Here is an 18057-nt window from a genome sequence, read left to right as displayed (position 1 = left end):
CTAAATCAGCCTTTTTTAATACAGCCAGCAATCTTACGAAGGGAATTCCCGTGACTTTTCATTAAAAAGATAGTTTCTCATTCATCTATGGTAAGATGCTTATAGTGGTCCATGGCTAACTTCCTTTCACGATTGTTCTCGCAAACACCATTTTACAGGAATTTGGTCATGGGCCATTCTTTATTTAACTGGTGTTGCACTTAAAGTGTAAATTCAAGCCATTAAAAACCAATTAATATTGCAGCGTGGAATGTGAAGCATTTTGCGCTGTTTTTAAGTGTATTTTATTTTTAAGTTGTGAAAAATCGTAAGCGCTATTGTTTGCGCTTTCAAAAAGAGTTATAATGGTTTTGTAATAAATTATACTATTATAAGCAGGGAGATTTTTATTATGACGAAAAAAGTTGCTGTAGTTACTGGTTCAGCAGGTGGTTTAGGTAAGGGGATCGCTGAACGTTTGTTGAAAGACGGATTTAGCGTAATGATCCATGATATTAATGGAGAGGCTTTGGCCAAGACTGAAAATGAACTTAAATCTCTTGGTGATGTTGCCAGTTTCGTGGGTGATGTTTCTAAAAAAGAGGATCAGGAAGCTTTAGTTGCTGCCGCTGTTGACAAATTTGGCCAACTCAATGTTTTTGTCAATAATGCCGGTGTTGAAGCAGTGACACCTTTTTTGGAAATTGACGAAAAAGAATTAGAGCGGACATTTAAGATCAATGTTTTTGGCACCGTTTACGGAACACAAGCTGCTGCAAAGCAGTTTATCAAGCAAGGTACTTCAGGTAAGGTCATTAATGCATGTTCGATCGCAGGGCATGAAGCATACGAAGTGTTAGGCACATATTCCGCAACTAAACATGCAGTTAAGGCTTTCACGCATGTTGCGGCTAAGGAACTTGCTTCTAAACATATCACTGTCAACGCATACTGCCCAGGTGTTGCTAAGACGAAGATGTGGGATCGGATCGACGCTGAAATGGTCAAAGCAGATCCGTCATTGAAACCAGGTGAACCATTTGCCAAGTTCTCGGGTGAAATTGCTTTGGGTCGCTATGAAAAGCCAACTGATGTTGCTAACTTGGTACACTTTTTAGCTTCTGAAGATTCAGATTACATCACAGGTCAAGCTATCTTGGTCGATGGTGGATTGGTTTATAATTAAAAATAAAAAGTATTCAGCACTAGTGCATGCTTGAAGTTATGCGCTGGTGTTTTTTATTTGCAGGTGCAATAAAAGATGAACTGACAAGCATTAGTGGGTTTTGATACAACCAGTCCGGCTGTTAAAATTTTAGAAAACTGACATAAATCCAGTGTATCTTAAAAAACCATTTGCTATACTTAGTGGTGATAGTAATCAACTTAGTAGCGAGAAGGCAAATTGGAATATGAATAAAAAGAAAATAACGATCAAAGACGTGGCTAAAAAAGCGGGATTATCGATCACTTCAGTGTCACAGATCTTGAACGGCAATACCCAGCGCTTTAGCGAAAAGGCAATAAAAAAAGTATATGCGGCACAGGACGAATTAAATTATGTACCGGACTTTTTTGCCCAACGGATGGTGACTAAGAAAAGTCATTTGATCGGTGTATTGGTGCCAGATATTAGTAATCCTTTTTTTGCCCAGCTTTTTTTAGGGATCCAGGATATTTTGAATGAACAAGGCTATGTTGCTTTGCTTTATAATATGGGTGGAGATGAAAGACAGGAAAGCCGCTATGTTGAGGATTTGATCAGACGTGGTGTCGATGGGTTGATCATTGCTAGTTCAGCTTTTTCAGATCAGACGATTTATCAGGCACTTCAACGGGAACGTTTGCCAATGATCGTTATGGACCAGAAGACGGAAACTAATTTAGTGGACGCGGTTCAAACCGATAATTATGGCGGTGGCAAACAAGTAGCACTTCATTTGAAAGAATTTGGGCACAAAAAGGTCGCTGTTGTGTTGCCTAAGAAGCCGACAGTTAATGTGCGTAAACGCTATGAAGGGTTTGCTAGTGTTTATGGTAACGACTTGTTAATAGTCAATGGCGAGTTATCGACAAATGGTGGTCAAGGTGCTGTGAAAGAAATTATAAACTCAGATGTCACAGCGGCTTTTGCGATCAATGATTTAATTGCCTTTGGTTTGTATATGGGCTTAAAAGAGGCTGGTAAAAAAATACCGACTGATTATAGTGTGATCGGTTTTGATGACATTGGCCCGTGCAAATACGTCACACCGGCATTAACAACGATCGCACAGCCAACTTTTAAATTAGGGCAAGAAGCTGCCACATTGTTAATGAAAAGAGTAGTAACTCCACAAAAAGAAGCTGAGGAAAAAATGCTTCCTGTGAAATTAGTTCAACGTTTTTCAGTAGCACCCTTGAAATAGCTTTCAAATGGTGTTATTATTTTTTTGTTGGCTGTGCTAAAACGTTTTACCAGATGTGATTTTATCGCACTGAAAAATTTAGGTAAGGTGGGAATTTTGATGAATAAAGTAACGGTTGTTGGGAGTATTAACTTAGATACAAACTTGAGGGTCAAACGGATGGTTAAACCCGGAGAAACGATCCACGCTAAGGAACATTATTCTGCAGGTGGAGGTAAGGGTGCCAATCAAGCTGTTGCAGCATCTCGGGCAGGAGCTAAGACTTCTTTTATTGGAGCAGTTGGTAATGATGCCCCAGGGAAGCAGATGACTGATCTATTAAAGGATGAAGGGATCGATCTGTCAGGGGTCGATACTATCGCTAATGAGTCAACGGGACAAGCTTTTATTACTATTGATGATGAAGGTGAAAATGCAATCACCATTTATGCAGGTGCTAACTATGCTTTTGGCCCAAAAGAAGTCCAACAAAAGAGTGAACTGATCAAGGATAGCGATTTTGTGATCGCTCAGTTTGAAACACCGATCGATGCAACTACCAAAGCTTTTGAAATTGCGCATGAAGCGGGTGTAAAAACAATTTTGAATCCAGCTCCGGGCGAGGACCATATTCCTGAAGAGTTGTTAAAAGTAACAGATATGATCACACCAAATGAAACTGAAGCAGAGACGATCACGGGCGTTCATGTGAAAGATGAAGCATCTTCTAAGGAAGCTGCCGCAAAATTACGCGATTTGGGTGTAGATGTTACGATCATCACCATCGGCTCTAAGGGTGCCTTTTATGACTATAATGGCGCGAGTGAATTGGTGCCGGCGTTCAAAGTTAAAGCAGTAGACACAACGGCTGCTGGTGATACGTTTATCGGAGCAATGAGCAGTGTTTTAAAATCAGATTTTTCTAATTTGAAAGATGCTATTTTATTTGGTAACAAAGCATCATCCTTAACGGTTCAACGTTACGGGGCACAACCTTCGATCCCATATAAAAAAGAGATCGAAGCTAAATAGTACCAGTTAAATAAGAAAAGACAATGATTTGTAATTTAACGGAAGGAAGTATGATTCATGAAAAAGACAGCAGTTATTAATTCGAATCTTTCACGTGTAATTTCACAGATGGGCCATTTTGACAAATTGGCTATTGGGGATGCGGGTACTCCAGTTCCTGATGGTACTGAAAAGATCGACCTATCAGTAACTCGGGGGATCCCAGCTTTTATGGATGTCTTGAACAATGTATTAGAAGAATTAGAGATCCAAAAAATCTATTTAGCTGAAGAGATCAAAACTGAAAATCCGACTATGTTAAAACAGATCCAAGAACGTTTACCAGAAACACCGATCGAATTTATCACGCATGAAGAATTAAAGTCAGATTTAAAAGATTGCAAAGCGTTTGTTAGGACCGGTGAAATGACGCCCTTTGCAAACATTATGTTGGAAAGCAATGTTGTGTTTTAAAATATTTTGATATAGAAAAATCAGACATGGAGAAGAAAGAAACGAATTTAATAACGTCGTTTGAGTAGGAGGATAAATTATGGATGCAGTAGCACTTTTAGTAGGCCTGGGACCCTTAGTGGGCTGGGGGCTATTCCCGACTGTCGCTTCTAAGATAGGCGGTAAGCCGTCGCACCAAATATTAGGTGCGACGGCAGGGACTTTTATCTTTGCAGTGATTTTTGCTTGGGTCCAAGGAATTCCGATGCCAAGTGGATCCGCCTTAGTATTATCGATCATTTCTGGTGTTGGTTGGGATTGTGCGCAGATCGTCACATTTATGTCTTTTGGTTTAGTGGGTTCTTCACGAGCTATGCCGGTTACAACAGCTTTCCAGTTATTAGGTGCTTCACTTTGGGGAGCTTTTTATCTTGGTGATTGGCCTGGCATCACTAGCAAAGTTATTGGTATCTTAGCTTTGATCGCAATTATTATCGGTGCATATATGACTGTATGGTCAGAAAACAAGACTTCAAAAAAATCCGGTGTCTTGAAAAAAGCAGTTATATGGTTAGCAATTGGTGAAATAGGGTACTGGGCTTACTCAGCAGCTCCACAGGCAGCTCATATCAGTGGCATGCACGCTTTCTTGCCTCAATCTATTGGCATGTTGCTTGTTGGTATTGTTTACGGGATCATTATGACATTCAAAGGTGAAGGAGAAAAACCGCTGAAAGATAGCTTGTCATATAAACAAATCATTGCAGGTTTCTTCTTTGCTTTTGGTGCTTTAACATATTTGATCTCGGCACAACCGGATATGAATGGTTTAGCAACAGGATTTGTCTTATCGCAAACATCAGTTATCTTGGCTACCTTGACCGGTATTTGGTTCTTGGGACAAAAGAAGACCAAAAAAGAAATGGCCATTACGATCGTTGGTTTAATAATTATTGTAGCTGCCGCTGCGGTAACGGAATTTATTTAGTGTATCGATAAAAATAGATGATGATCATAACAAAAACTCGTATTTTACCTAGACTTTTCTAGGAAAGTACGAGTTTTTCTTGCCTCAAGATGGATGTTGTTTGCATTATGACTCAGAAGTAAGTTAAGCGGTGGTTGTACATGATAACTGTCATTTTTGTACATCAATTTAGCTTGATTACAATTTCACAAAAATTAATTCATGTGTTAAAATGCAAGAACTTATGGTATCTTTGGCTATTTGAAGGCTTGTTAGTTCTAAAATCTATTCATCACTTGAAGTATGTTGTGGTATACTAAAATATGTTAACTGCGCTTTTATGTAGTTATTTTAGGGGAAGAAATAATATATAAATGACAGGAGGGAACACCGACGAAATATGAAGGAAACTCAGTCGAGGAAGCCGTTTCTGCAGGTTTGGCTGACTTAAATGTGACTCGTGCACAAGTAGACGTTCAAGTTATTTCGAATGGTAAAAAGGGCTTTTTGGGAATTGGTAAACAATTGGCTGCAGTCGAAGTGAACGTTAAGAAGCAAGCACGATCTCAAAAGCCAACTCCAAAGAGAGATGATAGGCAACGAGTTACCGATGACAGCATGGTTCAAAAAGCTTCAGAGTCTGAAAAGGCAAGCAAACAGAAGCCTACTATAGAAGAAAAAAGGGCTGATCAAGAACCTGAGCACAAGTCAGAAACTTCAGGGGAGACGGAAAAGGCTGAAGAACAACAGGATACGTCATTCGAAGATGTGTTAGTGGATCTGGGTAATTATTTAGCAGAGATCACCAAAAATATGGGGATCTCTGCCACGATCAATGTTACCCCGGAAAAACACACGGTCTACTATGACTTTGAAACTGAACAAGAAGGATTATTGATAGGAAAACGCGGTAAGAATTTGAATTCTTTACAATTGTTGGCACAAGATTTTTTGGATAAGCGTGTACGTCGCCGTGTTCGTGTTATATTAGATGTAGCTAACTACCGTGATCGCCGGGCAGAGTCCTTGTCACACTTGGCACAGAAAACAGCACGTGATGCGATCGCTGCGGGAAAACCAGTTACGTTAGATCCAATGCCTGCGTTAGAACGTAAGGTGATCCATACTAGTTTGGCAGATAATGAGCATGTTGAAACGTATTCTAGGGGTAATGAACCGCGTCGCGCTGTCGTAGTCGACCCGCAATGAGCGAATAGTTAGTTATTGTTAATTGGAACTCTTATATGAGACTAATAAATTCTAAAGAGGAGAATTCCCATGAAAGAATATGCACCAGAACATATTGAAAATGAGCTTTGTTTTGCGATTTATTCCGCACAAAAATTTTATACGAAGTTTTATGCTGAATCTTTGAAGGACTTTAATTTGACTTACCCACAATATTTAACTTTACTAGTTTTGTGGGAAGAAAAACGTCCAATGATGATCAAAGAAGTCGGAGCCCGTTTGAAATTGGATACGGGTACTTTAACACCGCTATTGAAACGGATGGAGAAAGATGATTGGGTCACACGTACTCACGTTCCTGAAGATGGACGTAAAGTATATATAGAATTGACTAAGAAGGGCAGCGAAAATGAAGCTGCAGTTAAAGATCAAGTCAAAACGTGTTTAGATTCAATCGATATGACTTATCCCGAATATCAAAGCAGTGTTGAAACTGTTAAGACGATCGGCAATAAGATCAAAAAAGTTGATGAAACTTTGGAAAGTCGTTAATAATAACCGGCAAGTCCTCATCGTTTGGGGGCTTGCTTTTTTACGAGGAGGAAGGCCAGTTGTTATTTAAAAAAGTTGATCATCTGGCTGTTATTTGTCATGATGAACAGCAAGCCGTGGATTTTTACGTTAATAAACTTGGGTTTACGATCCAAGACCGAACCGAACGGCCAGAAAAAAAGGATGTGTTATTTCATTTGACCGGTGGAAGTTTTGTAATTGAACTTTTTATCAAACCGACTGCGCCAGCACGTGTTTCAGACCCCGAAGCATTGGGCTTGCGACATCTGGCATTCAAAGTGGATAATGTGGATCAGGCTGTCCATGCATTGGCAAATGTTGGTATTGAGTGCGAACCAGTTCGTTACGATGAACTGACAGGTGAAAAGATGACCTTTTTCTTTGACCCGGATCGCTTACCGTTTGAAGTTCATGAATAAATGGATTTGAAAGGTTCAATTGACAAGCATGAAACAGCTCGTTCATTAAGCAATGGGTTTTAAGTTATAGGTCATGCAAATGCATTAGAATATAACAAAAACAAGTATTATCAGCCCTAGGACTGACGGTACTTTTTTTTAATCCATAACTTTTTTTGCCAAGTGTAACATTTTTTGCCAAGTTTTTGCTTCACTGGTTTTTAGTGAATGTTTAACATCAGGTAAAGGGAGACTATAAAAGTTAGTGATCAATTCTGAGACCAATTCGGGTTTATCTAAAGGCAACCAGTGTTCACCTTTAATAGATTCCCAAGAAAAGTTTCCACCAACATATTTACTAGAAGCTGCCATTTGTGCTTGGCTAAGGTAGGGGTCATCCCTACCAAAGATCCCAAAGGCCGGGACCTGAGTTGGAGGAAAAGGTATTTTTACCTTTTGTGGCCTGAGGTTGGCCCGATAAAGATTCAACGCAGCGGTGAAACGTCCTGGACGGTTCAAGTCAGGGATCCAGTTAGAATCGACTTCAGGATTGTTTTTGCTAAATAATCTTAATACTGCCCAATCGTTTTGTGAAAACATTTTTTCGGCAAAATTTTCTGTTTGGAAGGCCATAGTGTACCAGCCCTTTTGTTTCTGTTCGAAGCCTCCGTCGTTTAAGTAAGCATGTGGATGTCCGACGCTGATGGGAACAAAGGAACTGAAAAGTTCAGGGTAAAATGTTATCAAACTCCAACCAAGCAGTGCTCCCCAATCATGCCCGACTAACTTTATTGGTCCATCTAACGCTAAGCTCTTTTTAAGTTCAATGATATCTTGCATTAAGTATTTTACTTTATAACTTCCGACTGCGACCGGAGCTTCTGATTCGCCGAATCCTCGCAGGTCAGGCGCAATAACACGGTAACCGTCATCGATCAGTATTGGAGCCATTTTCCGCCAAACATCAGCTGAGTCGGGAAAGCCATGTAAGAAAATGATCGGAATACCGGAACCTTCATCATAGTAGGCTATTTTCATACTTTTCAATTTGATTTCTTTACGTGTTAACTGACGCGACATAAGGGTACCTCCTAATTAAAAAACAGCGCGGAGAAACTCGCTTAGAAGATGAGCACTAGTAATTAGGCAGAATCTTCTGAGTTTCGCAGCTCGACTAAGAAAACAGAGCGCAACAAGCGGAAGGCCTGGGCTTGTGAAGCTCGAACAAACACAGGGTACAGCGAGATCTCTTGTCGCGTGTAATTCGATCGTGATAACAGAATAAAATGAAAGCAAGTCGCTCAAACTTTCCCCCTTCATTCAACTAAGACACTTCTATCATACTTTGGATCCACATATTTGCCAATTATGAAAACTTATTGAACCAACAAAAATAGCCGTTAAAAATTCTAACGACTACTTAGCTGACAAAATGATCATTTACTTATAATCATTTGGATCAGCTTGGAGTGGACCGTATTCATCCATTTGCGAATCGCGGAAATCCCACCACTCGCTTTCGTAGCCGACAAAGCCTGCTTGTTTCATCGCATCATCCAAAATTTGATGATACTTGGCAGCTTCTTTTGGCCATTTTGATGAGCGTCTAGCCATGGGGGTGAAATCATCAAAAGCAGTTGGCATAGGACATTCTTCACCATTTGCAAAAGTGAGAGTTAAATCAAAAGTCACACCTTTTTGATGGCTATAATTTGGATCTGGAGGTGCAACGAATTCTGGGTCCGGATACACGTCAAACAATTTCTTTTGTGCGCTCGACGGGCGAAAAGCGTCCCAGATTTTTAAACGATAGCCTTGCCCTTTGACGATCGAGCTGGCAACAGCAAGTTTACGGGCGGTCCCAGTTCGTGCAATGGCAGTTGAAAAATCGTAAACTACTTTACCAGTAAAATTATTAGTAGTGGCGTAACGTAAATCAACGATGATGTCTGGATCAAGTTTTTGTACATTAGTAAAACCGGTCAATTCAGCATCCATAAAAAATCCCTCGTTTCTTCTATACTGAGTATAGTTAATTGTCTCTATCAATATAAAGTAATTTCTTCTAATTTTCGTTTCTCATGTATACTCTCATTTTACTCGAAATAGTGCTTGATTCCTAATGATTTTTTCAAAAGTGTTTTTGCTTGAGAAGATAAGGAAGACTTGTGATAATAAAGCTGAAAATTGGATGTCAACAAAGATAACATCATGACTTTTTGTAAGAAATTGTGATTTCAGGATAATTTAACATTATTTCTTTACTTTTCAATATTATATATCGTATAATATTACTGTAAAGAAAATGATGATTTGCATATAATTAGTTAGATGGGGGGAGTAATTATGGATAAAGCAAGGTATTTAGTTGACTTGGAAGAGTACCTGAATGGTTTGAGCGATGAGGAAAAGAAAAGCGTCTTGGAATACTATGATGAATATTTATCTGACGCTGGCTTGGAGACTCGCAAAGAAATCGAACACGAACTAGGTTCTCCACGTCAATTAAGCCGGACTATCCTTGCGGACCAATCGATCAAACGAAATGAAAAGGAATCTGAAAGTGGGCGTTTTGCTTCACCAACATCTAACTCAAAAATGATTTGGTTGATCGCCTTGGCGATCATTACCTCGCCATTTACCTTGGCGATCGGTTTCTTTGTTTTGATCGCGCTGATAGTTGTGGGTTCGATCTTATTTGCGGCCGTGATCAGTATAGTAGTAATGATCGCAGCTGCGATCGTGATTACGGGAATGGCATTGTATGCCGGTTTAGGCTTATTATTTACTGCACCATTTGTTGGATTGTTTTATGTTGGCGGTGCGCTGACAGCCGCTGCTGTTTTGATGATCGTGATCCCGATTTTGTATTGGGTATGTGCGGCTGTTATTCAGGGGATCGCAAACTTTTCTCGTTTCGTTTACCGCAAGTACGGCAATCGTAAAGGGGGCAGAGAATAATGAAAAAAGTATTTAAATGGGGCTGGATCTTCTTGGTAGTGGGCCTGCTGTTCCTAATGGTCGGCGGTTTTGCTCACGGTGCCAAAAATGTAGTCTTTAACGGTTGGCGTCCGATGGTTTACAGCACCAAGTCTAATTTCCAAAAAAATTATGCTGTTAATGATTTTGACCAGGTCGATGCGGCAACGAGTAATGCCGATGTTACGATCAAACGGGGGGATAATTATCACGTTTCGTATCATGGTCGGAAAAGTGCACGACCAAATGTCAGGGTTTTGAATGGCAGGCTGACAGTTCGGCAAAAAGGTTCGACTGAAAAAAATGGTTTTATCGGTTTTAAATGGTTTAACTATAACCAAGATGAAAATAATAAAGTGACGATCTATGTTCCTGATAATGTTAAGCTTAAAAAGGTCCGTAATCTTAATAATTATGGGCAAACACAAATGCAAGGTATTAGCATTGCGAACTTAGAAGCGATCGGCTCTGATGGGTCTTTGAAATTGCATAATATGAATGTCGATACTACGAATATTGAAATGCGCGATGGTAGTGCAGTCCGTTTGGAAAACACTAATCTTTTAAACGGATTGTTAACTAGTGAAGATTGTGATGTTGACATTCAAAATGGGGCTTTACGAAACGTTGAGCTTCAACAAGATAATGGCGATGTCAGTATGCATAATGTCGCTTTAGATGGAGGAAAGGCGAATGTTTCTGATGGTGATGTTAAGATCAACGAAAGTACAGTGAGTCATGGCTATTCGTTGACCAACTCCAATGGTGATAATGTGTTGACCAACGTTGATGCAGGTGGTTTTGACCTTACTAACTCCGGTGGAGATAATAAAGTTTTTGACAAAACCAGTGAAGGCGGCAATATTCACAGTGGAACGATGCAAAATGTAGTGACAATTAAAAATTCAGATGGGGACAACACGGTACGTTAAGCAGGATTTATCAAAGAAAGGAAACATTGCTTATGAAAATTCAAGTAACCGCTGATCTGCTTGACGGACTGGTCTTAGCCTTATTGAACCGTGAAGATTATTATGGTTATGCATTAACACAAGAAATGCAAAAGGCGATTTCGATTTCAGAATCGACAATGTATCCTGTACTTCGTCGTCTGAAAAAAAATGGGTATTTAACGACCTATGACCAGCCATTTCAAGGCAGAAATCGCAGGTATTATCAAATCACAGATAGTGGTGAACAACATTTGACAAAAGTCTACAAAATGTGGACTGATTATAAGGAAAGCTTAGATTGGGTTTTTAGTCCAGATAAAAAGCCTGGTCCTGCTCAAACAAATGATTTACGGGCATAAAAAGAAGAAAACTTTATGGCGCGTGGCTAGTAAAGGAGTAATAAAAAATGGCTAAAAAGAAAAAACAATTGATGAAGTCGACTGACAAAATAGTGAGTGGTGTTTTCGGTGGAGTTGCTGAATATTTCGGTTGGGATAAAGCAATCGTTAGAATAGTCGGCGCGTTTTTGATCATTTTCCCAGGAAATATTATTCCAGGAGCGATCTTCTATGGAATAGCTGCAATTATTATGTCTGGCCCTACTCAAGGTGACGATCAGTCAAATGATGATGACTCAGTGATCGAGGGAGAGTTTAGGGAAAAGTAAAATTTGATAAGGTGGTAAGGAAGTTTTCTCATAACGCTGTGAGGAAGCTTTTTTACGACCAAATTTAAAATGGTATGAAATTTTTTATTACATCGCATTATTAAGTAAGAGCAAATTGTTGTCAATTATCTATTTCTTCGTTATGGTTAAGGCGATGAAAGAGCTTTTTAAAAAGGGAGTGAGAAAAAGTGAAAAGGTTAGTACAGTATTTATGTACTGCTGTTGCGATGTTAGTTTTAGTTGTTGGTTGTTCCAATACAACTACTCAAAAAGAAGGTTCATCTTCTCATAGTCATTCGACTGAAAAAACCGAGATGCACAAACATGGAAGTTCGAAGAAAGTGAACGATTTAAGGAAAGCCAAGCAGCCGAAATATAAAGCCGACTCCAAAGTGAAATTAAGTGCCGATCATATGAAAGGTATGAAGGGGGCTAACGCAACGATCGTTAACGCCTATGCTTCAAAATTATACGCGGTAGATTATAAGTCAACGTCTGACAAAAAGGTCGTTAAGGATCATAAATGGGTCACAAATGATGAGATCGAAGGTAATCGCAAAGAGTATAAAAAGGGCGATAAAGTTACACTGACAGCTGACCATATGCCAGGGATGAAAAAAAGTTCTGCAAAGATCGTTGAGATCAAACATGGACCAGCTTATATGGTAAACTACCAACCGACCAATGGCGGTAAACAAGTTACAAATCATAAGTGGATCGCTGAAGATGAGATCGAAAAACGTTAGTGGGACTCTAACCGAAAATGAATCTGCAGTTAAAAAGCAAAAAGCTATAAGTAAAATTGAATAAAAGTGCATGATTTATAGCAGTTCTGCCCTTCGGCACGTAAAAACCATTATCCTCTAAGATAGCGGGGTAATGGTTTTTACTTTATTGGTCTTTTAGTAAAGGAGAGTTAGCTTTGTTTCCGAACCATTTCTGGTTGATTTTTTCTAAAGTCCCATCTTGAGCCAGCTTTTTCATGCCAGTGTTGATTTTTTTCTTAAGAGTGACATCGTTTTTCCGCATCCCGACACCAAACTGTTCGGGTGGAAAGGCACCACGGATCGTTTTAAAATCTTTAGGATTTTTTTGGTGAGCAATATAGTAATCTGCATAGCTACTGTCGATCAAAAGTCCTTGGATCCGTCCAGAATTTAAATCAATGAAGGCATTTGTAAAGGAATCGTAGAGTATTGGGTCGTGATCTTTGATCCGGTCTTTCAAAAGCCGAGGATACTTATTAATATCATTGGAACCTGAAGAACCTGTCTGAGCCCCAAGGACTTTCCCTTGCATATCGGCATATGAATTAATGTGATTTTTCTTCAAAGTTACCAGCACTTGGTCGTTTTTCAGATAAGTGTTGCTGAAAGTCATTTTAGCTTGGCGCTCTGGAGTTTTAGTTAATCCATTCCAAATTAGGTCGATCGTCCCATTTTTTAGCTCAGTGGCGTTCATGGACCAGTCGATCGTTTGAAAATTCGCTTTGATACCATATAGTTTAAAAACTGCTTTGGCGAGATCGACATCGTAGCCGACTAACTGGCCACTTTTTTGGCGGAAGCCCATCGGGACAAAAGTATCGTCCACCCCGATCGTTACATAGCCGCGTTTTTGGATCCTTGTCCAATTATCAGTTTGATCGGCTTTTTTTCCGATGGAAACGCTGCAACCAGTCAAGAGCAACACACATAGTAGCGCTAAAAAAGATAGTAGTATGTTTTTCTTTTTCAAACAGAGTCGCCTCCTATGACATCTAGCGCGTTGACGGTAAAGACTGTATCTGCAGTTTGTTTGGCAAAATCCATATCGTGGGTCACGATCACTTGCGTCATTTTTTCCGTCTTCAAACTTAAGATAATATTGCCGACTTTTTCACGTAATGCCGGGTCTAATGCTGATGTTGGCTCATCATAACACAATACTCGCGGTTCCATGGCTAAGGCACGCGCGATCGCAACACGTTGCTGTTGGCCGCCGGATAACTGATACGGATAGAGCTCTTCTTTACCAGCGAGGTCTAATTTTTGTAACAGTTCTTGAGCACGACTTTGAGCCTCTTTTTCATTTTGCTTTAAAACTAGCTTAGGTGCTAAAGTAATGTTTTGAAGGACTGTTAAATTAGGAAAAAGCTGGTAGTCTTGGAAGACGACTCCAATGATCTGTTCAGCACTTGTTGGGTCCGCTGGATCAAACGGTCGATCGTTTAATAAAAATGAGCCGCTTTCTGGGACTTCAAGTCCGCTTAAACAACGAAGCAATGTAGTCTTACCTGCGCCGGATGGTCCAACGATGGCTAAGATTTCACCGTCAGGGATCTGTAAGTTTAAATTGTCTAAAATAGTACGTGCGCCGAATTTTTTGGTAATATTTTTTAATTCAAGCATAGTCTCTCTCCTTATCTCCACTTCGAATAATGTTGTTCGACCTTTTTAAGTGCGTATGATGCAACACCAGTCATAGCCAGGTATATTACCCCAACTAACACCAGCGGAAGTAACGTGACATCTCGGGCTGTTGCAACGTTACCGGCACGTAAGAGATCGCCAAGACCAATGACATAAACGAGTGATGTATCTTTGACTAAATTGATAACTTCATTACCGATCGATGGGATCACGATCTTGATAACTTGAGGAATAACAATATGCATTAATGTTTGCCATCTTGTTAAACGTAAAACCTTAGCACTTTCAAATTGACCTGCGGGGATTGCTTGAAATCCGCCGCGAAATATCTCTGCAAAGTATGCAGTATAGTTCAAAATAAAAGCGCAGAGGGCTGCGTCATAACGTTGGAAAATGATCCCGATGATCGGCAAACCGTAAAAGACAAAAATAAGTTGCAGAAGTAACGGAGTTCCACGCATGATCCAGACATAAAATTTTAGAATAGCACGCAGAGGGCTAAACTTGGAAAGAAGTCCTAAACTGACAATGACGCCAAGAGGCACGGAAGCGACTAGCGTCCATAAAAAGATTTTAAGTGACATCCAAGCTCCAGACAGGAGCGAAGGAGCAATTTGTTCGACATAGTTCATAAAAAGGTCTCCTTGTCTTTTGATTTGATACAGAATGAAACATTACGCTTTTGGTAATTCGGAAGAAATAAATCGGGTAGAAGCTACACGCTAAAACCTGTTGGAAAACTAATAAAAAAAGCCGTTCTCCATGTCACATGACACAGAGGACGGCTTTTGTCGTGGTCCCACCTCGTATTTATTACCTGCTTGCACAGATAAACTCAGTGAGTTAGCTCAAATCCACTTTGAAAAAATAAAAAGTCGTCCCTAGGCACTGGGCCTAAGAGGACGACTTACTCGCGGTTCCACCTCATGTTTATCATTTGTTCACACAAACGATCTCACGGAGATTGATTTGATCAAACTCGTGCACTAACGGGGCGTCCCGGAATTTCTTACTTTTATAAAATAGGTGTGGAAAAACTTGCTATTTCCTGTACCTCGATTAAATTCAGAAAAACAACTGACAGGTGTGATTCATTACAAACTGACATATACTCTTCCCAGCACCGAGCACTCTCTAAATGCGTTTATAATTACTAGTCTGCTCATAGCCTTTAGTTCTTATTTAAGTTAGTTTCAATTATAAATACGCTGTATGCTAGAAGTCAAGCTAAAATTTTCAAATGTCATGCTAAGGGTCAAATCATTTTACTTGGTAAAAGTTCTTTCCAAAAAGCAGACAGTTAGTGACAACTAACAGCTGCTGAAATATAATCTAAGATTTTGAACATCACATTTCTATTTTCTGGTGGTACAGGGGTGTTCAAGATATCAGCGGGAGTTTGCTTAAGGACAGAGCCTTTGATATAAGGAAAATCATTAACGACCATCTCCCGCACGTTGTCACTTTGTGGTTCAAAGTGAAATTGCAAACCAACGACGCGATGGTTCATGACGAAGCCTTGGTTTTTGAGATGGTCGCTTGAAAACAGCAGTTGAGCTTGTGCAGGGATCTCAAACACTTCTTCATGCCAATGTAAGGCTGTCATTTTTTCTGGGAGGCCAGGTATCACATCACTTTGACAGTAAACTGGGGCCCATCCTACCTCTTTTACTGGGGACTTGCTGATAGGGTACCCCAAAGTTTTAGTTATTTGTTGTGCGCCAAAACAAGCACCGAATATCGGGGTATCTTTGTCTAACAATTGTTGGATCAAGCGTTGTTCTTCTTTGATCCAAGGTAAGTCATCGTTCGGACTCATCGGCCCACCCAAAATCACCAGCATATCAGTTTCGTTTGCTTGAGGCAGATAGCCAAATTGATATGGATGGTAAATGTACGTTTGGTGATCATGTAGTTGAGCCCAATCTAAAATAGAGCCTGGCCCTTCATTTGGTGTATGTTGTAAGATATTGATCCGCATGAAATCACCTCTTTTCTTGATCTTTAGAATAGCGCGGTATCCCGGTAAAACTGATGACCATGAGAAGTATAAGTAAGATATGAACAACTATTGGACGGCGCACGATAAGTACATTGCTAAACAGCCCTAGGACAAGGATCGCTGTAAAAACTGCCGGTAGCTGTTTTTTCATAAATTTACTATCTCCTTTAGTTTATATCTTTCTGTTTGTGAAGGTGTTTTTGAGTAATTTGGATTTATTACCTAAGATGCAGCGTTTTGCGATTTAACGTTGCCATTCTTTTTTAAGCATCGTCCAAATATTTTGGTCATGGAAACCATCTGCTAAAAGCTCACCAGCTCGCACCGTGCCATCCAATCTGAAGCCTGCTTTTTGTGCGACATGATTGCTGTTGGAATTGTCCGTTGCCACGTGGATCTCGATCTTATTGACGGCGTAGTCTTTAAAACCTAAGTGCCACATTGCCAAAACGGCGCGATGCATAATATTGTTTCCACAAAATTCTGAAGCTAGCCAGTAACCGATCTCAGTACTATGATCCGTTTGCCGGAAACTGTTGAAGCTGATCATCCCGACAGGCTGGTCATGGTAGCGAATGATCAAGTTGACTGAGGTTGAAGTGCCAAAGTGTTGCAAGACCCTGGTCAAAAATTTTTCTTCATCTGCTGCACTTTTCATTTCCGGGACCCAAGGCAACCAAGCAGAAAGTTCCGGACGGCTTTCTTCAACCAGTTTAAATAAAGGCGAAGCGTCTGTTTGGGGACGCGGAAGAGCGAGACAGAGGTCGTCATCGATTTGATATGTAAACATGTGAGACCATCTCCTAAATTAATTTCTTATATCAACTTTACTTACTTATTGCAAATTTGGCAATAAGTAAGTACCATAACATTAACGAAAATCATACACTTGAGGTGTAATGGAAGGTAGATCATGATGGGTGAAGAATAAATCTGTTTTGTTGACGGATATGCTAGTTAATATGGGGATCGGTTTGATCATGCCGATCACGACTTTGTACGTGCATAATTCTCTACATAAAAGTTTGGTAGTTGCTGGCTACGTTTTGCTGGCATTTTCTGGAGCAATGACCTTGGGTAACTTACTGGGTGGACATTTGTTTGACAAGTGGCACCAAAAGAAAACGATGTATTTAGGTGGGACGACTCAAGTCCTGGCATTGATTTTATTGGCTTTATTACCGAGCTGGCCGTTGTATCCGCTTTTATTAGTTTTATATGGTTTGGGTTTAGGTGTTTTAAATTCCGCAGTGAACGGATACCTAGCTTTTTTGCAAAAGAATGATCCGAATATTTTTAACAATGGCTATTGGCTGGCAAATATTGGAATGTCACTAGCGACCTTGCTGTCGGGTTTATTATTTGATATTAGTATTCGGTTGATCTTTGCTAGTTCAGCGATCTTATTTTTCTTGAGCCTTATGCTGATCTGCTTTAAATTTCAGGATCGTACAGTAGTCAGTCAGTCTAGTTTGACGACTACAAGATCGAAAAAAGAAGGGGCGAAAAATCCTTGGGCGGTCATTTTGATCTGTTTGACGATGATCGTGATCTGGATATGTTATGAACAATGGAATAGTAACGTTTCAGTCTTGATGACAGGCCAAGGGATCTCAGTTTCGCGCTATAGTATGTTATTTACGATCTCTACGCTAGAGATCGTAACCTTACAGCCATTTATTACGCGCCTATTCCCCACTACTTTTAAAGCTGATAAAGTACGTGTCTTTTTAGGTGTTTTGTTCTTTGCAACTTCTTATTTAATGCTAGTACAGGCTAGTGATTATTGGCAGTTTATTTTAGGGATCACTTTTGTTTCATTAGGCGAGATCTTAGCTTTAACAGCGATCCCAATGTTGTTGAATCGATACGCCGAGGACAGTAATAGAGGGATGATCCAATCTTTGGGCAGTTTATCAGGATCATTAGGCCGTGCATTAGGCCCCTTGTCAGGTGGATGGTTGATCACTGCATTAGGGTATAACAAAACATTCTTGATTTTCTTTTTTGCCCATTTAGTGATGGCAGTGATTTTAATTGCAGTTCGTGCACCTCGTAAGAATTTAAATGAAAAAGTGAAAGGATGAAG

At 39.9% G+C, this 18057-nt stretch carries 20 protein-coding genes, 2 pseudogenes and 1 other annotated feature; of the genes and pseudogenes, 14 read left to right on the top strand and 8 right to left on the bottom strand.

All coding sequences use genetic code 11. The features are described from left to right. Positions 1 to 11 precede the first annotated feature (11 nt). A pseudogene (locus AC3XNE_RS02850) lies at positions 12 to 113 on the bottom strand (helix-turn-helix domain-containing protein); the annotation flags it as partial. Positions 114 to 391: 278 nt separating this feature from the next. Between AC3XNE_RS02850 and AC3XNE_RS02845 the strand changes: the two are divergent. The 8 genes and pseudogenes from AC3XNE_RS02845 (at position 392) to gloA2 (ending at position 6977) form a co-directional block, all read left to right on the top strand. Next, the gene (locus tag AC3XNE_RS02845; protein WP_489832741.1) at positions 392 to 1165 is read left to right on the top strand and encodes an acetoin reductase; all 774 of its coding nucleotides are present in this window, start codon (positions 392 to 394) and stop codon (positions 1163 to 1165) included. Positions 1166 to 1391: 226 nt separating this feature from the next. Then, positions 1392 to 2387 (top strand): ribose utilization transcriptional repressor RbsR, encoded by a 996-nt coding sequence (gene rbsR, locus AC3XNE_RS02840; protein WP_489832740.1) that lies wholly within the window; start codon positions 1392 to 1394, stop codon positions 2385 to 2387. Between the two features lie 99 nt (positions 2388 to 2486). After that, positions 2487 to 3398: a ribokinase gene (gene rbsK, locus AC3XNE_RS02835; protein ID WP_489832739.1), complete on the top strand. Its 912-nt coding sequence runs from the start codon at positions 2487 to 2489 to the stop codon at positions 3396 to 3398. Positions 3399 to 3455: 57 nt separating this feature from the next. After that, positions 3456 to 3851: a D-ribose pyranase gene (gene rbsD, locus AC3XNE_RS02830; RefSeq protein WP_489832738.1), complete on the top strand. Its 396-nt coding sequence runs from the start codon at positions 3456 to 3458 to the stop codon at positions 3849 to 3851. 79 nt (positions 3852 to 3930) lie between these two features. Beyond that, positions 3931 to 4818 (top strand): ribose/proton symporter RbsU, encoded by an 888-nt coding sequence (gene rbsU, locus AC3XNE_RS02825; protein WP_489832737.1) that lies wholly within the window; start codon positions 3931 to 3933, stop codon positions 4816 to 4818. A 390-nt stretch (positions 4819 to 5208) separates the two neighbouring features. Then, positions 5209 to 6006: pseudogene (jag, locus tag AC3XNE_RS02820) on the top strand (RNA-binding cell elongation regulator Jag/EloR); the annotation flags it as partial. Between the two features lie 69 nt (positions 6007 to 6075). After that, a complete protein-coding gene (locus AC3XNE_RS02815; protein ID WP_489832736.1) occupies positions 6076 to 6537 on the top strand; it encodes a MarR family winged helix-turn-helix transcriptional regulator in 462 nt (153 codons plus the stop codon). A 59-nt stretch (positions 6538 to 6596) separates the two neighbouring features. Then, positions 6597 to 6977 carry an SMU1112c/YaeR family gloxylase I-like metalloprotein gene (gene gloA2, locus AC3XNE_RS02810; RefSeq protein ID WP_489832735.1) on the top strand — a complete coding sequence of 127 codons (381 nt, stop codon included), beginning with the start codon at positions 6597 to 6599 and terminating at the stop codon, positions 6975 to 6977. Between the two features lie 138 nt (positions 6978 to 7115). Here gloA2 and AC3XNE_RS02805 read toward each other — a convergent pair whose 3' ends face one another. Continuing rightward, the gene (locus tag AC3XNE_RS02805) at positions 7116 to 8036 is read right to left on the bottom strand and encodes an alpha/beta fold hydrolase (protein WP_489832734.1); all 921 of its coding nucleotides are present in this window, start codon (positions 8034 to 8036) and stop codon (positions 7116 to 7118) included. 360 nt (positions 8037 to 8396) lie between these two features. Next, positions 8397 to 8954, bottom strand: a complete 558-nt coding sequence (locus tag AC3XNE_RS02800) for a M15 family metallopeptidase (RefSeq protein ID WP_489832733.1) — start codon at positions 8952 to 8954, stop codon at positions 8397 to 8399. Between the two features lie 348 nt (positions 8955 to 9302). On the opposite strand from AC3XNE_RS02800, the gene AC3XNE_RS02795 reads away from it, so the two are divergent. The 5 genes from AC3XNE_RS02795 (at position 9303) to AC3XNE_RS02775 (ending at position 12301) form a co-directional block, all read left to right on the top strand. Beyond that, on the top strand, positions 9303 to 9917 hold the full coding sequence (locus tag AC3XNE_RS02795) for a DUF1700 domain-containing protein (RefSeq protein ID WP_489832732.1): 615 nt from the start codon (positions 9303 to 9305) through the stop codon (positions 9915 to 9917). Then, positions 9917 to 10867, top strand: a complete 951-nt coding sequence (locus tag AC3XNE_RS02790) for a DUF4097 family beta strand repeat-containing protein (RefSeq protein ID WP_489832731.1) — start codon at positions 9917 to 9919, stop codon at positions 10865 to 10867. Before AC3XNE_RS02795 ends, AC3XNE_RS02790 begins: the two co-directional genes overlap by 1 nt. A 32-nt stretch (positions 10868 to 10899) precedes the next feature. Next, entirely contained in the window at positions 10900 to 11247 is a 348-nt protein-coding gene (locus AC3XNE_RS02785; RefSeq protein WP_489832730.1) for a PadR family transcriptional regulator, read from the top strand. Positions 11248 to 11294: 47 nt separating this feature from the next. Further along, positions 11295 to 11555, top strand: coding sequence for a PspC domain-containing protein (locus AC3XNE_RS02780; RefSeq protein ID WP_489832729.1), 261 nt, complete (start codon positions 11295 to 11297; stop codon positions 11553 to 11555). A 188-nt stretch (positions 11556 to 11743) separates the two neighbouring features. Then, positions 11744 to 12301 carry a YdhK family protein gene (locus AC3XNE_RS02775; protein WP_489832728.1) on the top strand — a complete coding sequence of 186 codons (558 nt, stop codon included), beginning with the start codon at positions 11744 to 11746 and terminating at the stop codon, positions 12299 to 12301. Between the two features lie 145 nt (positions 12302 to 12446). Here AC3XNE_RS02775 and AC3XNE_RS02770 read toward each other — a convergent pair whose 3' ends face one another. The 5 genes from AC3XNE_RS02770 to AC3XNE_RS02750 form a co-directional block, all read right to left on the bottom strand. After that, complete coding sequence (locus AC3XNE_RS02770) at positions 12447 to 13292, bottom strand: amino acid ABC transporter substrate-binding protein (RefSeq protein WP_489832727.1); 846 nt, start codon at positions 13290 to 13292, stop codon at positions 12447 to 12449. Beyond that, positions 13289 to 13945, bottom strand: coding sequence for an amino acid ABC transporter ATP-binding protein (locus AC3XNE_RS02765; RefSeq protein WP_489832726.1), 657 nt, complete (start codon positions 13943 to 13945; stop codon positions 13289 to 13291). The genes AC3XNE_RS02770 and AC3XNE_RS02765 overlap by 4 nt, the downstream gene beginning before the upstream one ends. Before the next feature lie 11 nt (positions 13946 to 13956). Further along, positions 13957 to 14598: an amino acid ABC transporter permease gene (locus tag AC3XNE_RS02760; RefSeq protein ID WP_489832725.1), complete on the bottom strand. Its 642-nt coding sequence runs from the start codon at positions 14596 to 14598 to the stop codon at positions 13957 to 13959. 263 nt (positions 14599 to 14861) lie between these two features. Continuing rightward, positions 14862 to 15141: a binding site (T-box leader), on the bottom strand. A 125-nt stretch (positions 15142 to 15266) separates the two neighbouring features. Next, the gene (locus tag AC3XNE_RS02755) at positions 15267 to 15947 is read right to left on the bottom strand and encodes a type 1 glutamine amidotransferase (RefSeq protein WP_489832724.1); all 681 of its coding nucleotides are present in this window, start codon (positions 15945 to 15947) and stop codon (positions 15267 to 15269) included. Between the two features lie 265 nt (positions 15948 to 16212). Then, on the bottom strand, positions 16213 to 16758 hold the full coding sequence (locus AC3XNE_RS02750; RefSeq protein WP_489832723.1) for a GNAT family N-acetyltransferase: 546 nt from the start codon (positions 16756 to 16758) through the stop codon (positions 16213 to 16215). A gap of 130 nt (positions 16759 to 16888) precedes the next feature. Between AC3XNE_RS02750 and AC3XNE_RS02745 the strand changes: the two genes are divergently transcribed. Then, positions 16889 to 18055, top strand: a complete 1167-nt coding sequence (locus AC3XNE_RS02745; RefSeq protein ID WP_489832722.1) for an MFS transporter — start codon at positions 16889 to 16891, stop codon at positions 18053 to 18055. Positions 18056 to 18057: the final 2 nt, after the last annotated feature.

The sequence above is a fragment of the Ligilactobacillus sp. JN-6 (Y).1 genome (genome assembly GCF_058111525.1).
Note: the sequence above shows the minus strand (reverse complement) of the source record. Positions and strands in the feature narration are given on the sequence as shown.